Annotated in this window: 21 protein-coding genes; 10 read left to right on the top strand and 11 right to left on the bottom strand. The window is 65.8% G+C overall.

All coding sequences use genetic code 11. From position 1 onward, the window contains the following. The first annotated feature begins 105 nt into the window (after positions 1-105). The 7 genes from hemF to RBA41_RS11375 all read left to right on the top strand — a co-directional run bounded on the left by hemF (position 106) and on the right by RBA41_RS11375 (position 5,827). Positions 106-1,017, top strand: a complete 912-nt coding sequence (gene hemF, locus RBA41_RS11405; RefSeq protein WP_306623867.1) for an oxygen-dependent coproporphyrinogen oxidase — start codon at positions 106-108, stop codon at positions 1,015-1,017. After that, positions 1,014-1,670, top strand: a complete 657-nt coding sequence (locus RBA41_RS11400; protein WP_306623865.1) for a nicotinate-nucleotide adenylyltransferase — start codon at positions 1,014-1,016, stop codon at positions 1,668-1,670. Before hemF ends, RBA41_RS11400 begins: the two co-directional genes overlap by 4 nt. After that, positions 1,670-2,374 carry a ribosome silencing factor gene (rsfS, locus tag RBA41_RS11395; RefSeq protein WP_099875364.1) on the top strand — a complete coding sequence of 235 codons (705 nt, stop codon included), beginning with the start codon at positions 1,670-1,672 and terminating at the stop codon, positions 2,372-2,374. Before RBA41_RS11400 ends, rsfS begins: the two co-directional genes overlap by 1 nt. Positions 2,375-2,380: 6 nt before the next feature. Continuing rightward, positions 2,381-2,851 (top strand): 23S rRNA (pseudouridine(1915)-N(3))-methyltransferase RlmH, encoded by a 471-nt coding sequence (rlmH, locus tag RBA41_RS11390; protein ID WP_054264401.1) that lies wholly within the window; start codon positions 2,381-2,383, stop codon positions 2,849-2,851. Positions 2,852-2,866: 15 nt separating this feature from the next. After that, the gene (locus RBA41_RS11385; protein ID WP_306623863.1) at positions 2,867-3,487 is read left to right on the top strand and encodes a Maf family protein; all 621 of its coding nucleotides are present in this window, start codon (positions 2,867-2,869) and stop codon (positions 3,485-3,487) included. Positions 3,488-3,564: 77 nt separating this feature from the next. Then, positions 3,565-5,028 (top strand): ribonuclease G, encoded by a 1,464-nt coding sequence (gene rng / locus RBA41_RS11380; protein WP_099875362.1) that lies wholly within the window; start codon positions 3,565-3,567, stop codon positions 5,026-5,028. 235 nt (positions 5,029-5,263) lie between these two features. Continuing rightward, positions 5,264-5,827 carry a PEP-CTERM sorting domain-containing protein gene (locus RBA41_RS11375; protein ID WP_306623861.1) on the top strand — a complete coding sequence of 188 codons (564 nt, stop codon included), beginning with the start codon at positions 5,264-5,266 and terminating at the stop codon, positions 5,825-5,827. Positions 5,828-5,851: 24 nt separating this feature from the next. On the opposite strand, the gene RBA41_RS11370 is transcribed toward RBA41_RS11375, so the two are convergent. After that, a complete protein-coding gene (locus tag RBA41_RS11370; RefSeq protein WP_306623860.1) occupies positions 5,852-6,397 on the bottom strand; it encodes a DUF2004 domain-containing protein in 546 nt (181 codons plus the stop codon). 175 nt (positions 6,398-6,572) lie between these two features. Between RBA41_RS11370 and RBA41_RS11365 the strand changes: the two genes are divergently transcribed. After that, positions 6,573-7,226, top strand: coding sequence for a ribonuclease T2 family protein (locus RBA41_RS11365; RefSeq protein ID WP_306623858.1), 654 nt, complete (start codon positions 6,573-6,575; stop codon positions 7,224-7,226). A gap of 4 nt (positions 7,227-7,230) precedes the next feature. On the opposite strand, the gene RBA41_RS11360 is transcribed toward RBA41_RS11365, so the two are convergent. From RBA41_RS11360 to msbA, 10 genes are all read right to left on the bottom strand, one after another. Beyond that, positions 7,231-7,557 carry a hypothetical protein gene (locus RBA41_RS11360; RefSeq protein WP_306623856.1) on the bottom strand — a complete coding sequence of 109 codons (327 nt, stop codon included), beginning with the start codon at positions 7,555-7,557 and terminating at the stop codon, positions 7,231-7,233. Between the two features lie 7 nt (positions 7,558-7,564). Beyond that, on the bottom strand, positions 7,565-8,245 hold the full coding sequence (locus RBA41_RS11355) for an NAD(P)H-binding protein (RefSeq protein ID WP_306623854.1): 681 nt from the start codon (positions 8,243-8,245) through the stop codon (positions 7,565-7,567). An 87-nt stretch (positions 8,246-8,332) separates the two neighbouring features. Beyond that, complete coding sequence (locus RBA41_RS11350) at positions 8,333-9,136, bottom strand: ABC transporter substrate-binding protein (RefSeq protein ID WP_306623852.1); 804 nt, start codon at positions 9,134-9,136, stop codon at positions 8,333-8,335. After that, positions 9,133-9,786, bottom strand: coding sequence for an ABC transporter ATP-binding protein (locus RBA41_RS11345; protein WP_306623851.1), 654 nt, complete (start codon positions 9,784-9,786; stop codon positions 9,133-9,135). The genes RBA41_RS11350 and RBA41_RS11345 overlap by 4 nt, the downstream gene beginning before the upstream one ends. Then, a complete protein-coding gene (locus RBA41_RS11340) occupies positions 9,783-10,490 on the bottom strand; it encodes an ABC transporter permease (protein ID WP_306623849.1) in 708 nt (235 codons plus the stop codon). Before RBA41_RS11340 ends, RBA41_RS11345 begins: the two co-directional genes overlap by 4 nt. After that, the gene (locus RBA41_RS11335; protein ID WP_306623847.1) at positions 10,490-11,311 is read right to left on the bottom strand and encodes a formate dehydrogenase accessory sulfurtransferase FdhD; all 822 of its coding nucleotides are present in this window, start codon (positions 11,309-11,311) and stop codon (positions 10,490-10,492) included. The genes RBA41_RS11340 and RBA41_RS11335 overlap by 1 nt, the downstream gene beginning before the upstream one ends. Continuing rightward, on the bottom strand, positions 11,308-14,127 hold the full coding sequence (fdhF, locus tag RBA41_RS11330) for a formate dehydrogenase subunit alpha (protein ID WP_306623845.1): 2,820 nt from the start codon (positions 14,125-14,127) through the stop codon (positions 11,308-11,310). Before fdhF ends, RBA41_RS11335 begins: the two co-directional genes overlap by 4 nt. Beyond that, positions 14,124-15,842, bottom strand: a complete 1,719-nt coding sequence (locus RBA41_RS11325) for an NAD(P)H-dependent oxidoreductase subunit E (protein ID WP_306623843.1) — start codon at positions 15,840-15,842, stop codon at positions 14,124-14,126. Before RBA41_RS11325 ends, fdhF begins: the two co-directional genes overlap by 4 nt. Positions 15,843-15,904: 62 nt before the next feature. Beyond that, positions 15,905-16,921, bottom strand: a complete 1,017-nt coding sequence (gene waaF / locus RBA41_RS11320) for a lipopolysaccharide heptosyltransferase II (protein WP_306623841.1) — start codon at positions 16,919-16,921, stop codon at positions 15,905-15,907. After that, positions 16,918-18,648 (bottom strand): lipid A export permease/ATP-binding protein MsbA, encoded by a 1,731-nt coding sequence (msbA, locus tag RBA41_RS11315; RefSeq protein WP_306623838.1) that lies wholly within the window; start codon positions 18,646-18,648, stop codon positions 16,918-16,920. Before msbA ends, waaF begins: the two co-directional genes overlap by 4 nt. A gap of 321 nt (positions 18,649-18,969) precedes the next feature. Here msbA and RBA41_RS11310 point away from each other — a divergent pair, with 321 nt between their 5' ends. Continuing rightward, positions 18,970-20,238, top strand: a complete 1,269-nt coding sequence (locus RBA41_RS11310; protein ID WP_306623836.1) for an O-antigen ligase family protein — start codon at positions 18,970-18,972, stop codon at positions 20,236-20,238. 2 nt (positions 20,239-20,240) lie between these two features. Then, positions 20,241-21,053: a glycosyltransferase family 2 protein gene (locus tag RBA41_RS11305; RefSeq protein WP_306623833.1), complete on the top strand. Its 813-nt coding sequence runs from the start codon at positions 20,241-20,243 to the stop codon at positions 21,051-21,053. Positions 21,054-21,086 lie beyond the last annotated feature (33 nt).

Genomic DNA, 21,086 nt, shown 5'->3' with positions numbered 1-21,086 from the left:
GTGCTCCTTGGCGCGGGAACGACGGTGTACTAGCTGCGCATATCATAAAATGCGCGGACGGTGTACAATTCGTCCTCAATTTTTATTCTCCGATCACGCTCCCCGATGTCATCCCCTTCCCCTGCGGCCGTCAAGGCCTGGCTACTCGACCTGCAAGCGCGCATCGTGCAAGCGCTCGAAGACGCCGACGGCAAGCCGTTCCTGCGTGAAGAATGGGAACGTCCCGAGGGCGGCGGCGGCATCTCGCGCCTGATCGAGGAAGGCAATGTCCTGGAACGCGGCGGCGTCAATTTCTCGCACGTGATGGGCGCCAACCTGCCGCCATCGGCCGCGGCGTCGCGTCCCGAACTGGCCGGCCGCGCCTGGGAAGCGATGGGCGTGTCGCTGGTACTCCATCCGCGCAATCCGTACGCGCCGACGGTCCACATGAACGTGCGCTTCTTCACCGCCACCGCACCCGGCGAAGATCCGGTATGGTGGTTCGGCGGCGGCATGGACCTGACGCCCTACTACGGCGACGAAGGCGATACGCGCCACTTCCACCAGAGCTGCCACGATGCGCTCGCGCCCTTCGGCAGCACGCTGCACGCGCGCTTCAAGCGCTGGTGCGACGATTACTTCTACCTGAAACACCGCAAGGAGCCGCGCGGCGTGGGCGGGATCTTCTTCGACGACTTCAACGAAGCCGGTTTCGACATGTCGTACGCGATGACGCAAAGCGTGGGCGACTCCTTCGTCAAGGCCTACCTGCCGATCCTGATGGCCCGCAAGGACACGCCGTACGGCGAGCGCGAACGCGATTTCCAGGCATACCGGCGCGGCCGCTATGTGGAATTCAACCTGGTGTGGGACCGCGGCACCCTGTTCGGCCTGCAGTCGGGCGGGCGCACCGAAGCGATCCTGATGTCGATGCCGCCGATCGTCAAGTGGCGCTACGACTGGCATCCGGAAGCCGGCAGCGCCGAAGCGGCGCTGTACAGCGACTTCCTGGTCCATCGCGACTGGCTCCTTACGTGACCTTGTGCGTCGCGCTGCTGGGAGGCAGTTTCGACCCGGTTCATAATGGTCATGTGGCGCTGGCCACCTTGTTTGCCACCCTGCTCGAACCGGACCAGCTGCGCATCCTGCCGGCCGGCAGTCCGTGGCAGAAGAGCCGCCTGCAGGCCGGCGACGCCGACCGCGTCGCCATGCTGCGCCTGGCCTTTGCCGCTGCCGATAGCGCGCACCCGGTCATGCTGGACCTGCAGGAAATCGAACGCGGCACGCCGACCTACACCATCGACACATTGCGCAGCGTGCGCGCCGAACTCGGGCCGCAGGCATCGATCGTATTCCTGATGGGATCGGACCAGCTGCAGCAGCTCGACAGCTGGCGCGAATGGCGCGCGCTGTTCGAGCTGGCCCATATCGGCGTGGCTGCGCGCCCGGGATTTTCGATGGCCGATGCGGCATTGCCGGCGGCCGTCGCCGAAGAACTCACCATGCGCCGGGGCAGCCTGGCGCAATTGCGTAACACCCCGTCCGGCAGGGCTTACCTGGCCGAGACGCTGGACGTGGACATCTCCGCCACCCAGATTCGTGCGGCATTACAACGGGGCGAGAAGGCAAACTCGCTTATCTCCCCGGTAGTGCTAGACTATATTCAACAACATAATTTATACGAAATCTAATGGATATTAAAAAACTGCAGACCCTCGTCGTCGACGCCCTCGAAGATGTGAAGGGCCAGGACATTACCGTGTTCGATACCGTTCACCTGACCAGCCTTTTTGACCGCATCGCCGTCGTTTCCGGCACCTCCAACCGTCAGACCAAGGCGCTTGCCGCCTCCGTGCGCGACAAGGTCAAGGCAGCTGGCGGCGACGTGATCGGCATCGAAGGCGAAGACACCGGCGAATGGGTCCTGGTCGATCTGGGCGACATGATCGTCCACATCATGCAGCCGGCGATCCGCCAGTACTACCGTCTCGAAGAAATCTGGGGCGACAAGCCTGTGAAGCTCGGTGCGGCCAAACGCAAAGGCACCGTGGAAGCAGCCGAAGCGGCTGAAGCGAAGCCGAAGTCGAAGCACCTCGCCTCGACCCAGGAAGCACCTGAAGTCAAACCGGTCAACGAACGCAAACCGGCAGCCAAAAAAGCCGCTGCCGCCAAGACCCCCGCCGCCGCGAAAAAAGCGCCTGCCAAAAAAGCAGCGTCGAAAGCTGTTGGCAAAGTGGTCAAGGTCGCCGCGACCAAGACCGAAGAAGCCGCCGTCAAGGCCCTCAAGGCACTGCCGCCGAAACGCGCAGCCGCCGTCAAGGCGCCAAAAGCACCAGCGGACGCCGTGCCGGTCAAAAAAGTCATCAAGCGCGTCGCCAAAAAAGACGCAGAGTAAGCGTCGATGCAGCTCATTATCGCTGCGGTCGGCCACAAGATGCCCGGTTGGATCGAGACCGGCTTTTCCGAGTACACGAAGCGCATGCCGCCTGAATTGCGCATCGTGCTCAAGGAAATCAAGCCGGTCGAACGCTCCGGCAGCAAAACGGCGGCTACCGCCATGGCGCTCGAACGCGAGCGCATCGAAGCGGTCCTGCCCAAGAGCGCACGCCTGATCGCGCTCGATGAACGCGGCAAGGACCTGACCAGCGTGGGCCTGTCCCAGCAGCTGATGCAGTGGCAGCAGGACGGGCGCGACACCGTCTTCCTGATCGGCGGGGCCGACGGCCTCGATCCCGAACTCAAGGCGCGCGCCGAGGGGCTGATTCGTATTTCCAGTATGACGCTCCCGCACGGCATCGTGCGTGTTATGCTTGCCGAGCAGTTGTATAGGGCGTGGTCGATCACGCAGAATCACCCTTATCATCGCGTCTGAGAAAACGGGAATCCGATGAAACCGATCGACAGAAAAATCTACCTTGCTTCCAAAAGCCCGCGCCGGCGTGAATTGCTGCGCCAGATCGGCGTGGAGTTCGAGCTGCTCACGCTGCGCAACGATACGCCGCGCGGTCCGGACGTCACCGAACTGGTGAACCCGGGCGAAGCGGCCATCGACTATGTGGCGCGCGTGGCCAACGAAAAAGCGGCCTTCGGCTGGAGCATGGTGCAGCACCGCCGCCTGACCCTGCGTCCGGTGCTGGCGGCCGACACCACCGTCACCATCGATGGCCAGATCCTCGGCAAGCCCGCCTCGCCCAACGAGGCGAAGGAAATGCTCGAACGCCTGTCCGGACGCACGCACCAGGTGCTGACCGCGATTGCGGTCCATCACACCGACATGCAGCGCCAGGTCACCCAGGTGTCCCAGGTGCGCTTCGCCAAGCTCTCGCCGGCGTCGATCAAGGCTTACTGCTCCACTCCCGAACCGTACGACAAGGCGGGCGGCTACGGCCTGCAAGGCCTGGCCGCGCTGTTCGTCGAACATATCGAAGGCAGCCACTCCGGCATCGTCGGACTGCCCCTGTTCGAGACCGCGCAACTGCTGCGCGAAGCGGGCATTCCGCTGGCCTGATGCGATTGCGCGCGCGCAGCGGCCCTGCCTCCCAGGCCTCGTCCCTAACACCATCATCTGCACGGCGGCCCTGAACAATGAACGAAGACATCCTCATTAACATCACTCCGCAGGAGACGCGCGTGGCGCTCATCCTGCAAGGCGCCGTGCAGGAACTGCACATCGAGCGCACGCTCACGCGCGGCCTGGCCGGTAACGTCTACTCGGGCAAGGTGGTACGCGTGCTGCCGGGGATGCAGTCGGCTTTTATCGACATCGGCCTGGAACGCGCGGCCTTCCTGCACGTGGCCGACATCTGGGAAGCGCGCACCCATGAAGGCCCGAGCGTGGCCCCGACCCCGATCGAAAAGATCCTGTTCGACGGCCAGGTGCTCACTGTGCAGGTGATCAAGGACCCGATCGGCACCAAGGGCGCGCGCCTGTCGACCCAGATTTCGATCGCCGGGCGCATGCTGGTGTACCTGCCGCAGGACAGCCATATCGGCATCTCGCAGAAAATCGAAAAGGAATCGGAGCGCGAACTGCTGCGCACGCGCCTTCACAGCCTGCTGCCGCCCGAGGAAAAAGGCGGCTACATCGTGCGCACCATGGCCGAAGAAGCCTCCGACAGCGACCTGGCGGCCGACGTGGACTACCTGCGCAAGACCTGGGGCGCGATCTGCCACGGCGCGCGCACGCGCCCCGCCACCAGCCTGCTGTACCAGGACCTGAGCCTGGCCCAGCGCGTGCTGCGCGACTTCGTGCACGACGAGACGGCCACCATCCAGGTCGACTCGCGCGAGAACCACGCCATGCTGGTCGAATTTGCGAAAGCCTATACGCCGACGGTGCTCACGCGATTGCAGCACTACACGGGCGAGCGCCCGCTGTTCGACCTGTACGGCGTGGAGGAAGAGATCCTGCGCGCGCTCGGACGGCGGGTGGACCTGAAATCGGGCGGCTACCTGATCGTCGACCAGACCGAGGCGATGACGACGATCGACGTGAACACGGGCGGCTTCGTGGGCGGACGCAATTTTGCCGATACCATCTTCAAGACCAACCTGGAAGCGGCGCATGCGATCGCGCGCCAGCTGCGGCTGCGCAACCTGGGCGGCATCATCATCCTCGACTTCATCGACATGGACAACAACGAGCATCGCCACGCGGTGCTGCAGGAGTTGAAAAAGACGCTTTCGCGCGACCGCACCAAGGTGTCGGTGTCGGGCTTTTCGGCGCTGGGGCTGGTGGAGATGACACGCAAGCGCACGCGCGAGTCGCTGGCGCATATCCTGTGCGAACCCTGCCCGGCCTGCGCCGGCAAGGGCCAGGTGAAAACCAGCCGCACCATCTGCTACGAAATCCTGCGCGAACTGATGCGCGAAGCGAAGCAATTCAATCCGCGCGAGTTCCGCATCCTCGCCTCGCAAGAGGTGGTGGATCTGTTCCTGGAAGAAGAATCGCAGCACCTGGCGATGCTGGGGGACTTCATCGGCAAGCAGATTTCGCTGCAAGTGGAGACGGCGTATCACCAGGAACAGTACGACGTCATCCTGATGTGATGGCGCTGCGCAAGAAGATTTTTTCCGCAGCCCAATAAAACGGCCAATAAAATATTCCGATAGCTAAAATTTTCGATGATAAATTTTTTCTACGGTAAATCCTTTATGTGTTGCGCATATGCTACCGGGCGCACGAGTCCGCCTGCTACGATCCGCTGACCACGTGGCCTTCACGTGGCAGGCCGGGGGCATCGTCCGCCCCGGCGGTTGGTAGCAATCCTCAGCGGAGGTAGCCATGTTCGGTAGATTCATCAGTGCGGCGGTTCTTGCAGCCTGCACCGCAGCAGCCCAGGCGGGACCCATCGAGTTCAAGTTCAGCTATACGGGTTTTTTCGACAAGGAAGCCGACCGCTTCGATCCGGCAGCGGTCATCGCCGGCAGTTTTATCGCGGATGACGTCAATCAGGACGGGCTGTTCGCGGCCAACGAACTGCTTTCGTTCAAGCACAACAACTCCAACGATTACATTGGTTGCGGCGTGGGAGATCAGTACTTCTGGAAATGCACGATTGAACGGTTCGGCTACCGGATCGGCGGCCCGCTGAAATTTTCCACCACCTGGTCCATGACGGACGTCGGGTACCAGATCTACAGTTCGACCATCACCGGCGAAGAGTACGTCTACAACTACCGCAACGCGGGCGGCGTGCAAACGCGCGGCTTGCTCTGGACCGGCCAGACCGCTTTCGCGATCAGCCAGGTCAATGCGGTGCCGGAACCGGCCCCGCTGGCGCTGATGGCGCTCGGCGCGGCCGGCATCGGTGCGGCGCGCATGCGCTGGCGGCGCCGCGCCGCCTGAAGCGCGGGGCGGTCCCGGGCCACGTCAGCTTTCGACGTCGACCGACTGGATCGTTCCATCTTCCGCGAACTTGACCGCGACCACATAGTTGGTCAGGTCTTCGCCGAAGGTGAAATCGAACATGGCGAACGAGCCGTCCGATTCGTCCGGCATGGGATGCAGGCCGATGTGACACAGGTGAAGTCGCGCCAGCATGCGCTCTTCGACCGGTAGCGATGCATCGGTACCGTCAATCAGCGCCGCCAGTTCTTCGGGCGCAAACTCGGACAGATGATGATCGATGTACGTGTCCCGCACTTCGCCATTGGCATGGAAGTCGGCGATGCAGGCCGCCTGGGCCAGTGCGATCTTGCTGTCGAGCTCTTCCATGAAGCGGGCGACCCGGTCGAGCACGGCCGGATCGAGATCCTTGACCGCGGAAAATTCGGTGATCCCATCCTCACCCTCGAATGCGTTGAAAAAAGCGAGCGACAGGTCAATCTCCCGCCCGTCGACCAGATAGATCGCTTCGTTATATTCATTCGGCAAGGCCAGATCGATGGCGCCGAAATAGGGGATGATTTTTTCCATTTTGAATCTTCACGTTGAGCAGAACGGGCTATTTTATCAGCCGGCCGGAAAGCGCCGGGCCGGTACCTGTTTGCCGCAAGCTTGGTTTCAATCAGGAAGGGGTTCAATCAATGCTATTTACACACAATTGCAGATAAAATAGTCATTCATTCAACCCTTGAAGCGGAGCACTATCATGGTCCAATTGCGGCAATATGCACTGGTGGCACTCATGGCCCTGGCCGGGGCCGCTCACGCCAAGGCACCCCGGGCGGTCACCGGGCAGTTCGACTACTACGCGGTGGCGATGAGCTGGTCGCCGTCCTACTGCGCCAGCCGCAGCGATCCGGATCAATGCGCGGTCGGACGCCAGCTCGGCTTCGTGCTGCACGGGCTATGGCCGCAGTACGAATCGGGCTATCCGTCGAACTGCAGCAACCAGAAGCTGCCCAGCGACGTGCGCGAAAAATACACGCCGCTGTTCCCGTCGCCGAAACTGATCGGCCACGAATGGAGCAAGCACGGTACCTGCTCCGGGCTGGAACCGGCGGCGTATTTCGAGCTGTCGGCCAAACTCAAGGATCAGCTGGCGATCCCCGCGCCGTATCAAAAACCGGCGGCGCCGGTACGCACGACGAACGAGGAGTTGTACAGCGCCTTCAAGGGCGCCAATCCGGCCCTGGCCAGGGATGGCGTGCTGCCGTTCTGCGCCAGCGGCGGGCGCTTTTTGCGCGAAGTGCATGCCTGTTACGACAAGAACGGCAGCTCGCGCAGTTGCAGCCCGGGCCAGGTCAAGCGCTCGCAGAGCAGCTGCGGCCAGGCCAGCTTCCTGATCCAGAGCGTGCGCTGACGCTTCAGGCCTGCCACACGCCGTAGCCGGCCTCGCGCAGCCCGATGCCCAGTTCGACTTCCATGTCGGCCGCGCCCGCGTAGGGCATCGGATTGTAGACCGCGTACAGCGCGGGCAGCAGGCGCAGGCCGTACTTCTGCACGAATTTGTTGGCCTGGATGCCCGCCTTGTGCTTGTCGAAGCGCAGGTCGGGACTCAATCCCGTCATCCCCACATATACGCACGGTTTTCCGGTCACGTAATCCGGGTTGGACTTCTTGAAACGCGGTTCGTACAGCACGTCCTTCGACAGCTCGATCACGTACACGCTGTGGTGGTGGCGCCGGCCCATCGATGGCTTACGGCGGCGTGGCGTTGCGGCCCAGTGGCCCGATGTCGGCACTCTCGAGCACCCGCTTGCGCGCGCCGTTGCGCACCACGGCCAGCATGGCCTGCCCCACCTGGCGCGTGGTCAGCACATGCCTGGGCATGGCCGCGCGCAGCAGCGGCAGCACGGGCTTCATCAGCGAATAGAAAATGCGGTAAGCGGTGGTCTTGGACTTGATGCCGTCGAGCGGCTGGATCATCCCTGGGCGGAAGATGTACACACCGCGAAACGGCAGCGCCAGCAGCGCGTTTTCGGTGCGGCCGCGCACGCGCTCCCACATGGTGGCGCTGGTTTCGCTGCTGTCGGCCCCCGCGCCCGACACGTACACGAACACCATGCGCGGATTGAGCGCGACCACTGCGTTGGCGGCCGCCAGGGTCATGTCGTACGTCATCCGCGTGTAGTCAGGCTCGCTCATGCGCGAGGACGTCACGCCCACGCAAAAAAAGCAGGCGTCGAAGTCTTCCAGCTGCGCCGCCACGCTGGCGAAGTTGAACAGATCGGCATGCACCACATCGCGCAGCTTGGGGTGGCGCTGCCCGGTGGGCGTGCGCCCGATGGCCACGACCTGCTCCACGTCGGCGGCCTGCAGGCATTCACGCAACGCGCCCTGCCCGACCATGCCGGTGGCGCCAAATAACAGAACTCTCACGTCGTCTTCTCCTTGCCGCTCGCTTGCTTGCCGCCCCCTGGCCGCGCGCAAGGCCGCTATCTTACGCCCTTCCGATACATTCTTGCGCTACCGTTGCGCCGACGGGAAAAACAGCTGCTGGCCGCCCGGCCTGAAGCCGGCAATTCTGGCCTGCCCTTCGGCGGACGTGATCCAATCGATCAGCTGGCGCGCCCCGCGCTGGTTGACGCCCGGGTGGCGCGCCGGATTGACGGCGATGATCCCATAGGGATTGAACATCCTGGGGTCGCCCTGCACCAGGATCGCCAGCCCGGTTTTGTCCTTGTAGGTGGCGAAGGTGGCGCGGTCGGTCAGGGTGCAGGCTTGCAGCTCGGCCGCCATGGTAAGCACCTCGCCCATACCCAGGCCGGCCGACAGGTAGCGCGCCGGCGGCGGCAGCACGCCGGCGGCCTTCCAGTAGCTCTTTTCCATGTGGTCGGTGCCGGAATTGTCGCCGCGCGAGACGAAACGCACGTCGCTGGCCGCCAGCTTGCGCAGGGCGGCCACGATGTCGGTACCGCCTTTGATTCCCGCCCGGTCCGACGGCGGGCAAGCCAGCAGAAAATCGTTGTACATCACGTCGCGCCGGCCGACGCCATGGCCCTCGGCCACGAAGCGGTCCTCGGCGGCGCGCGCGTGCACCAGGACGGCGTCGACGTCGCCATTCTTCGCCAGCTCCAGCGCCTTGCCGCTGCCGACGGCAATCACGTGCACCTTCAGGCCTGCCCTGGCCTCGAACGGCGGCAGCAGCCAGGCCAGCAGGCCGGAATTGTCAGTGCTGGTGGTCGTCGACAGGCGCAGGACCTGGTCGGCGGCCAGGGCCAGCGGGGAGGCGAAGCAGAGCCAGAGGGCCAATGCGGTGTACCTGATCATTTGTATTCGAGCTTTCCATCACGTAGTTTAAGGCGCTGCACACCGGGCATGCCGATCAGGTCACGGTCGTGGCAGGCCATGACCACCGTGCTGCCGGCCGCGATCAGGGCCGGAATGAGGGCGATCACCTGCTCGCGCGCAGCGCCATCGAGGTTGGCAGTCGGTTCGTCGAGCAGCAGCAGCGCTGGCCGCAGCACCCAGGCGCGCGCCAGCGCCACGCGCTGCACCTCGCCGCCCGACAGGCGGGCCGGATCACTGCCATGCAGATGTTCGACGCCGGCCCATGCCATGGCCTGCGTAACCGCCTGCGCCGCCTGCGCTTTTCCGACGCCGCGCGCACGCAGGCCGTAGCCGATGTTGGCCGCCACGCTGGTCGAGAACATCACTGGATGCTGGTGCACATACACGATCGCCTCGCGCAGTAGTGACGGATACGGCGACAAGGCCAGCGCCTGCCCTTGCCAAGTCACGCCGGATGCCTCGCCGGGTTCAAGTCCGGCCAGCACGCGCAGCAGGCTGCTCTTGCCGGCGCCGTTGATCCCGGTGAGCACATAGGCGCGCGCCGCGTCGAGCACCACATCGTCAAGTTCGAACAGCACGCGTGCGCCGTGCGCCTTGCGCAGCTTGTCGATACGCAGCAAGGCACTCATGCGCCGGCTCCCGCGGTGCGCGTGTCGCCCTGCAGCAGCATCAGCGCGCCGTTCATCGCCAGCGCCAGCGCCACCAGCACGATGCCCAGCGCAATGCCCTGCGCGAACTCGCCCTTGCTTGTTTCGAGCGCGATGGCGGTGGTGATGGTGCGCGTTTCACCGGCGATATTCCCGCCTACCATAAGCGCGCAGCCGACTTCCGAAATCACGCGCCCGAAACCGCTGATCACCGCAGCCATGACGCCGAAGCGCACTTCATGCAGCACCGTGAACATGGTGCGCCAGCGCGACGCGCCCAGGGCAATCGCGGTTTCGGCGTAGCGCGGGTCGAGCGCCTGCACCGCCGCCAGTGTGAAAGCCACCAGCACCGGGGTGGCGATAATGCACTGGCCGAGCACAATGCCCGGCTGCGAAAACAGCCACTGCAGCGAACCCCACGGGCCGTGGCGCGACAGCAGCAAATACAGCAGAAGGCCAATCAGGACGGTCGGCAGCGACAAGGTGGCCTGCACCAGCCAGATGGCGATGCGGCGGCCCGGGAAGCGGTAGCTGGCAATCGCATAGCCGAGCAGTACCGCCGGCGGCGTCGCCAGCAGCAGGCCAAGCACGGTGGTCTTGAGCGAGATCCAGACGATGCCCCACAGCGCGGCGTCGCCCGACAGCAGCAGGGCGAATGCGGCGTGGGTGGCCTCGGGCAGCGACATCAGGACGGCAGCGGCTCGAAGTCGAGGCGACCATGGCCGGTCAGCAGCAGAAAGTGCTTGCCGGTGCAGCGCGCCAGCAGGGCCATGCCGATCCTGTCTGCGACCATGTGGCCCATCTGGGTGGTGCCGGAGCGCGACAGCAGGAAAGGAATGCCCATCTGCGCGCCCTTGATGACCATCTCCGACGTCAGTCGGCCTGTCGTGTAAAACACCTTGTCGGCTCCCGCCACGCCGTCGAGCCACATGCGCCCGGCGATGGCGTCGACCGCGTTGTGGCGGCCCACGTCCTCCACGAAATACAGCAGCTCGCCCGCGTTCGAGAACAGCGCGCAGCCGTGCACCGAGCCGGCCTGCTTGTAGATCGATTGCTGCGTGCGGATGGTGTCGACGATGCGGTACACGGTGGATTGCGCAATGCGCGCATCCGGTGGCAGCACGATCTGGTCGATATCGTCCATCAGGCCGCCGAAAACCGAGCCCTGGCCGCAGCCGGTGGTAACCACCTTCTTCGAGGTGCGCGCCTCGACATCGGCAATGCCGCCGCGCGTGACCACCGCCACCGCATCGACCGACCAGTCAACCTGCACCGAGACGATGTCGGCGATCGATGTCACCAGGCGCTGGTTGCGCAGGTAGCCCAGCGTGAGCGCTTCCGGCGCGCCGCCGAGCGTCATCAGCGTGACCAGCTCGCGCTTGTCCACATACACCGTCAGCGGCCGCTCGGCCGGGATGGCGATGGTGGAGAGGCGGCCGCGTTCATCGAGCACCTCGACCTCGTGGGTCAAGGCAGCGCGGGCGTCGCTCAGCTGCGGCAGCGTCATGGGATGCTCATCCCCGCCAGCACCTGGCCGCCGCCGAAACTGCCCTGCTGCTCCACCACACCGCCGAGCGCCACGCGGATGGCGCAGTATTTGAACTCGGGGATCTTGCCGAACGGGTCGAGCGCGGCATTGGTGAGGCGGTTGATGGCCGCTTCGTAATAGCAGAACGGCACAAAGATCGCGCCGCGCGGCGAGCTGTCGTCGGCGCGCGCGTACAGGGCCACTTCGCCGCGGCGCGAGGCGATGGTCACCACGTCGCCTGGTTTGCCGCCCAGCGCCGCCAGGTCGAGCGGGTGGACCAGCGCCACCGGATCGGGTTCGATCGCGTCCAGCACCGCCGTGCGGCGCGTCATGCTGCCGGTATGCCAGTGTTCGAGCTGGCGGCCGGTGATGAGCACCATCGGATACGCGGCGTCGGGGCGCTCGGCGGCCGGGATGATATCGGCCGGGACGAAACGCGCGCGGCCGGACTCGCGCGGGAACTGCTCGGTGAACACCACCGGCTGGCCCGGATCGCCCTCCTTCGTGCACGGATAGGTGACGGCGTGCTCGCGTTCCAGCCTGTCCCACGTGATGCCGCCGATGCTCGGCATGATGCGGCGCATTTCGTCGAACACTTCCGACACATGGCCGTACTGCCAGTCCAGCCCCAGGCGCGCGGCCATCTGCTGGATGATCCACAGATCCTGCCTGGCCTGGCCCGGCGGATCGATGGCCTGGCGCCCGATCTGCACCAGGCGGTCGGTGTTGGTGAAGCTGCCCGTCTTTTCGGGAAAGGCGCTGGCCGGGAAGATCACGTCGGCCAGGTAGGCGGTCTCGGTCAGGAAGATATCCTGCACCACCAGGTGATCGAGCGCGGCCAGCGAAGCGCGGGCGTGGTTGGCGTCGGGGTCGGACATGGCGGGGTTTTCGCCCATGATGTACATGCCGCGGATCTCGCCGCGCGGGATGGCGTGCATGATCTCGACCACCGTCAGGCCGGGCGCGGAGTCGAGCGGCATGCCCCAGGCCTGCTCGAACTTCGCCAGCGCCAGCGGGTTGTCGACCCGCTGGTAATCGGGAAACATCATCGGGATCAGCCCCGCGTCGGACGCGCCCTGCACATTGTTCTGGCCGCGCAGCGGATGCAGGCCGGTGCCGGGGCGGCCGATCTGCCCGGTCATCAGCGCCAGCGCGATCAGGCAGCGCGCGTTATCGGTCCCGTGGATGTGCTGCGAAATGCCCATGCCCCACAAGATCATCGATGCCTTCGAGGTGGCGTACAGGCGCGCCACGTAGCGGATGGTGTCGGCGTCGACGCCGCAGATCGGCGCCATCAGCTCGGGGCTGTAGCCGGCCACGTTCTGTTCCAGCTCCGCATAGCCGATGGTGCGGCTGGCGATGAAGTCCTGGTCGACCAGGCCTTCGGCCACGATCACGTGCATCATCGCGTTGAGCAGGGCCACGTCGGTATCGGGCTTGAACTGCAGGTAGCGGTGCGCGCTGCGCGCCAGGTCCGAGCGGCGCGGGTCGCACACCACCAGCTTGGTGCCGTTCCTGATGGCGTTCTTGATCCAGGTCGCCGCCACCGGATGGTTGACGGTCGGGTTGGCGCCGATGACGATCACCACCTCGGCCAGGGTCACGTCCATCACCGGGTTCGATACGGCGCCCGAGCCGATGCCCTCCAGCAGGGCCGCTACCGACGATGCGTGGCACAGGCGCGTGCAGTGGTCGACGTTGTTGCTGCCAAAGCCGGTACGTACCAGCTTCTGGAACAGATAGGCTTCTTCGTTGCTGCCCTTGGCCGAGCCGAAGCCGGCCAGCGCGCGCTTGCCGTAGGTGTCGCGGATGCGCGCCAGCGCGCCGCCTGCGGCATCGAGCGCTTCTTCCCAGGTGGCCTCGCGGAAGACGTCGAGCACGCGCGCCGGGTCCATGGTGAATTCGCCGCTCTTGGGCGCGGCGGCGCGGCGGATCAGCGGCACCGTCAGGCGGTGCGGATGGTGCGCATAATCGAAGCCATAACGGCCCTTCACGCACAGGCGTTCGCGGTTGGCCGGGCCATCGCGCCCCTCCACGAACAGGATTTTATTGTCCTTGATGTTGTAGGTCAGCTGGCAACCCACGCCGCAGTAGGGGCAGACCGAATCGACCTGCTTGTCCGGCACGGCCAGGGCGGCGTCGCGCGCCGGCATCAGGGCGCCGGTCGGGCAAGCCTGCACGCATTCGCCGCAGCCGACGCAGGTGGAGTCGCCCATCGGGTCATCCATGTCGAACACGATTTTCGCATGGTCGCCGCGCAAGGCCAGGCCGATCACGTCGTTGACCTGCTCGTCGCGGCAGGCGCGCACGCAGCGCGTGCACTGGATGCAGGCGTCGAGATTGACGGTGATGGCGGCGTGCGAGGCGTCGCGGGCCGGCTGGCTGCGCGCGGCGAAACGCGGCTGGCCGAGGGCCAGCTTGCGCGCCCAGAAATCGACTTCGTTGTGGCGCGTGTAAGCCCGCTCGGGCATGTCGGACTGCAGCAGTTCGAGCACCATCTTTTGCGCGGCCACCGCGCGCGCACTATCGGTAGTGACCTTCATGCCGGCAGCCGGATGGCGACAGCAGGACGGCGCCAGTACCCGTTCGCCGTCGATCTCCACCATGCACGCGCGGCAGTTCCCGGCCGTGTCCATGCCCGGTTTGTAGCACAGGCGCGGAATCTCGATGCCTTCGCGCGCGGCCACCTCGATCAGGGTTTCGTGGGCAAAGGCGCGTACCGGGCGGCCGTTGATTTCCAGCTCCACCGGCGCGCCCTGCAAGGCGGCCTGCTTGGTCCTGCTGATCGCATTCATGGCTTCACCAGTTCATGTGAAAAGTATTTGACGACGCAGTCGAACGGATTCGGCGCGGCCTGGCCAAGGCCGCAAATCGAGGCGTCGCGCATCACCTGCGACAGCTCGGCCAGCAGTGGCGTGTCCCATTGCGGCTGCTCGATCAGCGCCAGTGCCTTGGCAGTGCCGACGCGGCACGGCGTGCACTGCCCGCACGATTCGTCCTTGAAGAAGCGCAGCGTGTTGCGCGCGGCCGCCACCGCCGAATCCTGGTCCGACAGCACCACCACGGCGGCCGAACCGATGAAGCAGCCGTACGGCTGCAAGGTGTCGAAGTCGAGCGGGATCGCATTGAGCGCGGCGGGCAGGATGCCGCCGGATGCGCCGCCCGGCAGGTAAGCGTAAAACTGGTGGCCCGGCGCCATGCCGCCGCAGTATTCATCGATCAGTTCCTGCACGGTGATGCCGGCCGGGGCCAGCTTGACACCCGGTTCGCGTACCCTGCCGGAGATCGAAAACGAACGCAATCCCTTGCGGCCGTGGCGTCCCTGGCCGCTGAACCAGTCGGCGCCCTGCTCGACGATGGCGCGCACCCAGTGCAGGGTCTCGAAGTTGTGCTGCAGGGTGGGCAGCCCGAACAGGCCGACCTGGGCCACGTACGGTGGACGCAGGCGCGGCATGCCGCGTTTGCCCTCGATCGATTCGATCATCGCCGATTCTTCGCCGCAGATGTAGGCGCCGGCGCCGCGGCGCAGGATCAATTCGGGCATGGACTGGAACGGCGGATCGGCGCGCAGGCGCGCCAGTTCGGTTTCCAGCATCGCGCGGCAGCCGTGGTATTCGTCGCGCAGGTAGATATAGATGGTATCGACGCCGGCCACCCAGGCCGCCACCAGCGCGCCTTCGAGGAAGCGGTGCGGGTCGCGTTCGAGGTAGTAGCGGTCCTTGAAGGTGCCCGGCTCGCCCTCGTCGATATTGATCGCCATCAGGCGCGGACCGGGCTCGTTGCGCACGATGCGCCATTTGCGCCCGGTCGGGAAACCGGCGCCGCCAAGGCCGCGCAGACTCGATGTCTCCATGGTCGTGATGAGCGCTTCGGCATCGCGCTGGCCGTCGTGGCATTCGCGCGCCAGGACGTAGCCGCCGGCGGCGCGGTAGCTGTCGTAGTCGATGTAGCCGGTGGGCGCGTGCCTGGTGTGGCCGTGCGCCACCGCGGCCGCCACCGTGTCGCAGCTGGCATGGGCGAGCGGGTGCTGGCCGACCACGGCTGCCGGGGCTTGCTCGCAGCGGCCGACGCAGGGCGCGGCGAGCACGCGCACGTCAGCGCCCAGGATGGCGGGCAGACGTTCGATCAGGTCGCGCGCGCCGGCCATGTCGCACGACAGGCCGTCGCACACGCGCACCGTCAACGCCGGCGGCGCGCTGTCGCTGTCGCGCATGACGCCTTCGCGCACGACGTCGAAGTGGTGATAGAAGGTGGCGACCTCGTAGACCTCGGCCTGGGCCAGCTTCATTTCCTGCGCCAGTGCCGCCAGATGGGCGTGCGACAGGCAGCCGAAGGCATCCTGGATCTTGTGCAGATGCTCGATGAGCAGGTCGCGCTGGCGCGATTGCACGCCCAGCAATGCCTGCACTTCCAGCAGCGCCTGCGGATCGACGCGGCGGCCCTTGGGCGCCTGGCGCTTGCGCTGGCGGCTGCTGCCCTGGGCCACGATTGGAATGACGGGATGATTCATCAATTAACCTTGTCAAAAACAGCATCGCGTTAAGATTTTACTCCCACGGCGCCGTCACGGATTCACATTTGGCGCAGCTCATGCCAGACCATGGCAGGTTCGAGCTTTTCCATGCAGTCGTGGTGGCCCAGCGGGCATTCACGCTGGCGGCAAGGCGAACAGGCCAGCCGCAGCGAGATCGAGCGCGCGATGTCGGAAAACGGCGGGGCGTGGTCCGGATCGGTCGGTCCGTACAGCGCAATCACCGGCCGGTTCAGCGCCGAGGCAATGTGCAGCAGTCCGGAATCGTTGGCCACCACCGCGGCCGCGCCGGCAATGAGCGAAATGGCTTCAGCCAGCGAGGTGGCGCCGGCCACGTTGTGGATGCCGTCGGTCCCGGTCAGGGCCGTGATCTCGGCGCAGGCCTCGCGGTCCTTGGGGGAGCCGAGCAAGGCGATGTGCGCGGACGGATCCTGCTCGCGCACCGATTGCGCCAGCGCGGCGAAGTGGCGCGCCGGCCAGCGCTTGGCGGCGCCGAATTCGGCGCCGGGGGCAAACACCACCAGCCGCCCTGCTCCGCCCATGCCGTGGCGCGCGCGCACCGCAAGAATCTGCTCCTGGCTGACCTGCATCGCCGGGCGCGGCACGTCGGCCCGCAGCGCGGCGCCCGGCGCGCCGGCCAGGGCGGCGTAAAACGGCACCATCGGACGTTTGGGCTTGTCGTCGTGATGCACGACGTTCAGCAGCCCGTAACGCATTTCACCCTTGTAGCCGACCCGGCGCGCAATCCCGGCCAGCCACGGGATCAGCGCGTACTTGATCGTATTGGGCAGCACGTAGGCGTCGACGTAGCCGCGCGCGCGCAGCACCTTGGCGTAGCGCCAGCGCTCGCCCAGCTGCAGCGCGCCGTGGCGGAACGGGGTTTCGAGCACGCTGTCGACTTCCGCCATGGCGCGCCAGGCCGGCGCCACCGAGGGCGGCGCCAGCACGTCGATCGGGCGCGCCGGATGCTGCTGCTTGAGCAGCTGCAGCAGCGGCTGGGCCATGACCGCGTCGCCAATCCAGTTCGGCGAGATGATCAGGGTGCGGCCAATGCTCATGCTTCCACCTTGTTGGCGAACTGCAGGCGGTACAGGTTGGCGTACATGCCGTCCAGCGCCAGCAGCTCGTCGTGGCGGCCCGCTTCGACAATCCGGCCCTGGTCGAGCACCACGATGCGGTCGGCGCGTTCGATGGTCGAGAGACGGTGCGCGATGACGAGCGTGGTGCGCCCTGCCATCAGGGTGTCGAGCGCGCCCTGCACCGCGCGTTCCGATTCGTTGTCGAGGGCGGAAGTGGCTTCGTCCAGGATCAGGATCGGCGCGTCCTTGTAGATGGCGCGCGCGATGGCCACGCGCTGGCGCTGGCCGCCCGACAGGCGCATGCCGTTTTCGCCGATCGGGGTATTGACGCCTTCCGGCAGGGCTGCGACCACGTCGTCCAGGTGGGCCGCCCTGATGGCCGCGGCCAGGCGCGCCAGGTCGACCCGTTCGGCGCCGTAGGCGATATTGGCGCCCAGGGTATCGTCGAACAGCACCACGTTCTGGCTGACCATGGCCAGCTGCGCGCGCAGGCTTTGCAGGGTGATGTCTTCATACGGCACGCCGTCGAGCAGAATGCGCCCGCCTTGCGGCGAATAAAAGCGCGTGACCAGGTTCACAAACGTCGATTTGCCGCCGCCCGACATGCCCACCAGGGCCACGGTCTGCCCCGGCAGCACGTCGAGCGTGACACCGTTAAGCGCCAGCGGGTTGTTGTCGGTGTAGCGGAACAGCACGTCCTGGAGCTGCAGGTGCCCGCGCGCGCGCTCGATGACGACCTTGCCCGGGTCGGCTTCGACCGGGGTGTCGATCATGGCGAACACCGTTTCGGCGGCGGCCATGCCGCGCTGCAGCGGGCCGTTCACGCCCACCAGGGACTTCAGGGGCGCGAGCAGCATCAGCATCATGGTAATAAAGCTGATGAATTCTCCCTGCGTCATCCCGGATGACATGGCGATGACGATCACCACCGATACCGCCAGCGCGGTGGCGCTCTGGGTGATCGGCACGGTGGCGGCGCTGGCGACGGTGATGCGCTGCGAGAAGCCGAGCAGCGCGCTGCTGCGCTGTTCGAAGCGTTCGCGCTCGTAACGCTCGCCGGCGAACACGCGGATCACCTGGTGCCCGCGCGCCGCTTCCTCGACCACCTGGGTCATCTCGGCGGTCACGCGCTGGTTGTCGCGGCTCAGGCGGCGCATGCGCTTGGCCGTGGTGCGCACGATGCCGGCGGTGACGGGCATGACCACCAGGGCGATCAGGGTCAGCTTCCAGTTGGTCCACATCAGCATCAGCAGCAGGCCAACGATGACGAGCGAGTCGCGCACGTAGGCGACGAACACGGAATTGATCATGTCGACCACCTGGCGCACGTCGCCGATGACGACGTTGATGATCTTGCCGGTCGATTCTTCGTGAAAGCGCGCCACGGGCAGGCGCAGCAAGCGGTCGAACACCATGCGCCGCAGGTCGTTGAGCACGCGGCTGATCACCCAGTTGTTCAGGTAGGCGGTGGAGAAGGTGAAGATGCCGCGCCCGATGAAAATCGACAGCAGCACCAGCGGCACCAGCCACAGGCTGAATTCGACCCGGTTCGGGCCGAAGCCTTTGTCGATCAGCAGTTGCAGCGCATAGCCGAGCGCCGGCTCGGTGACGGCGGTGCCGGCCATGGCCAGCAGCGACATCAGCGCGCGCGCGCGGTAAGGTTTGACGATAGCCAGCAGGCGCCGGACTATGACACTATTTTCCATCGTTTTCTTTCGCGTTCAGGCTACAAGCCATGTGCGGTTGCGGCATGCCGCCATCTTAAGACGCGGCCGGTACCGGAGGCCCGACATTCTCGCACAGGCGGTCCGCGTGCGGCCATAACAACATCGCGGAGACGATGTAAATACAAGCGAGGCGGCGCTTCGCCGCCTTCGCACCGGCGCGCTAGCCGTCCGCCAGAGGCGGTACTGTAAAATGGCGAACAAATTTCAGGGGGCCGGCGCCGCAAGGCGCTTGCCCCCGGTATCGCCACGCCCCAGGCGCGGCATGCACGACCCAGGTCGCTTAACAAGGCTATTGCTACGATGCAAGATTCTCCCGCTTTTCCGATCTCCCGGCTCGAGCGCGCGGTCCAGTACCTGCTCCTGCTCACGCTGTTCTGTGTGCCGTTCTCCACCTGGCTGACCAATGTCTTTGCCGGTTTGTGCGTGCTGTGCTTCGCCGGCGCGCTGGCCACCAGCGCCCCGCTGCGGGCCGCCGTGCGCACGCCGCCGGCGCTGCTGGCCCTCGGTTTGCTGGCGCTGCTGGCCATCGGCGCGAGCTGGTCGATCGGGCCGCAGGCCGACATCGTCTCGGCGCTGAAAAAATATGCGCGCCTGCTGGTGCTGCCCATCGCCGTGGCCACGAGCATGCGCGACCGCGCCATGCCGGCCCGCGCGCTGGCCGCGTTCCTCGGCGGCGCCACCGTGCTGGCCACCTCGAACTACCTGGTCTGGCACGACCTGATGCCGACCTCCAGGCTTGGCTGGTGGCGCATCGGCGACGCCAAGGATGCGTTCTCGTTCAAAAACCACATCACGATCGGCATCCTGCTCAGTTTTGCCACCGTGGTCAGCATGCTGGGCGCGACCTATGTGCAGGGCGCGCGGGCGCGCGTTGCGTGCCTGGTGGCCGGGGTGCTGTTCAGCGTGCCGATCATCTTCCTGAACCAGGGCCGGACCGGCTACGTCACCCTGTTCGTGGGCATGGTGGTGCTGTTCCTGCTGCGCGTGCGCTTCACGGTGCTGCGCACGATTTTCGGGGTGGGTGCCATCGTGCTGCTGTTCGTCGGCTTTTACGCCAGCTCGAACAACTTCAAGGCGCGCACCGATGACCTGATCACCGAAGTGCGCACCGACCAGAAACGCTCGCCCAACGGCCTGCGCATGAGTTACCTGAGGGCCGGCACCGGCATCATCGTGGCCCATCCGCTGGCAGGCCTGGGAACCGGGTCGTTCGCCGAAGTGTATGCGCCGACCGCGCGCCAGGACTGGCCGGAGGACAAACTGGCCGAAACGCGCCACCAGCCGCACAGCGAATTTTTGCTGATCGGCGCGCAGCTTGGCCTGCCCGGCCTGCTGCTGTATTTCGCCATGCTGGGCAGCCTGCTGCGCCCTGCCCTGGCCGTGCGCTCCTTCCATGCCGATGCGCTGGTGCTGCTATGGGCGATCTACGTGGTCAGTTCCTCGTTCAACAGCCTGTTATGGGATGTGACGGAAGCGTACTGGTTCCTGCTGCTGGCCGGCTCCCTGTATGCGAGCGCGCGCTTTTCCCGCCAGCCGGCCCAGGCCCCGGCCCCGGCCACCGGAACCTGACCATGCGGCAGGACGCACTCATTTCCATCATCATCGCCACCTACAACCGGCCGGACGCGCTGGAAGCGGTGGTCGAGGCGTGCTTCGCGCAGAGCGACCGCCACTTCGAGATCATCATCGCCGATGACGGCTCGGGCGATCCGACCCGGGACTGCGTCGCGCGCCTGCAACAGCGCGCGCCGGTACCGCTGCGCCACGCGTGGCAGCCGGACCAGGGCTTTCGCCTGGCGATGGCGCGCAACCAGGGCATCCTGGCCTCGCGCGGCGAATACATCCTGCTGCTCGATGGCGACTGCATTCCCCAGCACGACTTCGTTGCGCGCCACCGCATGCTGGCGCAGCCGGGCTTCATGGTCACCGGCAGCCGCATCCTGCTCGACGAAGCGTTCACCCAGCGCGTTCTGGCCGACCGGCGCGACCTGCACGCACTCGGGCTGGGCGAGAAGCTGGCGCTGCGCGCGCGTGGCCATATCAACAAGGTGCTGCAGCTGCTGTTCAAACTGCCGGACCTGGGCCGGGCGCAGAAGCGCTTTAGCTGGCGCCGCATCAAGGGCTGCAACATGGCGGCCTGGCGCGCCGACATCGAGGTGGTCAACGGCTTCGACGAAAGCTTCGAGGGCTGGGGACACGAGGATGCCGACTTCGTGGTGCGCCTGTTTAACGCCGGGATCCAGCGCAAGGATGGCGCTTTTGCCACGGAAGTGTTTCATCTCTGGCACCGCGAAAACGCGCGCGACGAAGCGTCGAGCAACCGCGCACTGGTGCGCCGGCGCGCCGACGAACGCACCGTGCGCGCCGCGCGCGGGCTGGCCTGACGCCGGATCGCCGGCGCGGCGCGCAATACGCTG

It is taken from the genome of Massilia scottii, from assembly GCF_030846495.1.
GTDB lineage: Bacteria > Pseudomonadota > Gammaproteobacteria > Burkholderiales > Burkholderiaceae_D > Telluria_A > Telluria_A violaceinigra.
This window is presented reverse-complemented; position numbering and strand designations above follow the sequence as displayed.

What these genes read in the sequence shown, in the direction of transcription:
- rsfS (WP_099875364.1), top strand. Translation starts at nt 1,670, where the DNA reads ATGGATATTAAAAAACTGCAGACCCTCGTCGTCGACGCCCTCGAAGAT.
- RBA41_RS11340 (WP_306623849.1), bottom strand. Translation starts at nt 10,490, where the DNA reads ATGTCGCTGCCCGAGGCCACCCACGCCGCATTCGCCCTGCTGCTGTCG.
- rlmH (WP_054264401.1), top strand. Translation starts at nt 2,381, where the DNA reads ATGCAGCTCATTATCGCTGCGGTCGGCCACAAGATGCCCGGTTGGATC.
- hemF (WP_306623867.1), top strand. Translation starts at nt 106, where the DNA reads ATGTCATCCCCTTCCCCTGCGGCCGTCAAGGCCTGGCTACTCGACCTG.
- RBA41_RS11310 (WP_306623836.1), top strand. Translation starts at nt 18,970, where the DNA reads ATGCAAGATTCTCCCGCTTTTCCGATCTCCCGGCTCGAGCGCGCGGTC.
- fdhF (WP_306623845.1), bottom strand. Translation starts at nt 14,127, where the DNA reads ATGAATGCGATCAGCAGGACCAAGCAGGCCGCCTTGCAGGGCGCGCCG.
- RBA41_RS11350 (WP_306623852.1), bottom strand. Translation starts at nt 9,136, where the DNA reads ATGATCAGGTACACCGCATTGGCCCTCTGGCTCTGCTTCGCCTCCCCG.
- RBA41_RS11345 (WP_306623851.1), bottom strand. Translation starts at nt 9,786, where the DNA reads ATGAGTGCCTTGCTGCGTATCGACAAGCTGCGCAAGGCGCACGGCGCA.
- RBA41_RS11385 (WP_306623863.1), top strand. Translation starts at nt 2,867, where the DNA reads ATGAAACCGATCGACAGAAAAATCTACCTTGCTTCCAAAAGCCCGCGC.
- RBA41_RS11370 (WP_306623860.1), bottom strand. Translation starts at nt 6,397, where the DNA reads ATGGAAAAAATCATCCCCTATTTCGGCGCCATCGATCTGGCCTTGCCG.
- RBA41_RS11335 (WP_306623847.1), bottom strand. Translation starts at nt 11,311, where the DNA reads ATGACGCTGCCGCAGCTGAGCGACGCCCGCGCTGCCTTGACCCACGAG.
- RBA41_RS11375 (WP_306623861.1), top strand. Translation starts at nt 5,264, where the DNA reads ATGTTCGGTAGATTCATCAGTGCGGCGGTTCTTGCAGCCTGCACCGCA.
- RBA41_RS11305 (WP_306623833.1), top strand. Translation starts at nt 20,241, where the DNA reads ATGCGGCAGGACGCACTCATTTCCATCATCATCGCCACCTACAACCGG.
- RBA41_RS11360 (WP_306623856.1), bottom strand. Translation starts at nt 7,557, where the DNA reads ATGGGCCGGCGCCACCACCACAGCGTGTACGTGATCGAGCTGTCGAAG.
- rng (WP_099875362.1), top strand. Translation starts at nt 3,565, where the DNA reads ATGAACGAAGACATCCTCATTAACATCACTCCGCAGGAGACGCGCGTG.
- RBA41_RS11365 (WP_306623858.1), top strand. Translation starts at nt 6,573, where the DNA reads ATGGTCCAATTGCGGCAATATGCACTGGTGGCACTCATGGCCCTGGCC.
- waaF (WP_306623841.1), bottom strand. Translation starts at nt 16,921, where the DNA reads ATGAGCATTGGCCGCACCCTGATCATCTCGCCGAACTGGATTGGCGAC.
- RBA41_RS11325 (WP_306623843.1), bottom strand. Translation starts at nt 15,842, where the DNA reads ATGAATCATCCCGTCATTCCAATCGTGGCCCAGGGCAGCAGCCGCCAG.
- msbA (WP_306623838.1), bottom strand. Translation starts at nt 18,648, where the DNA reads ATGGAAAATAGTGTCATAGTCCGGCGCCTGCTGGCTATCGTCAAACCT.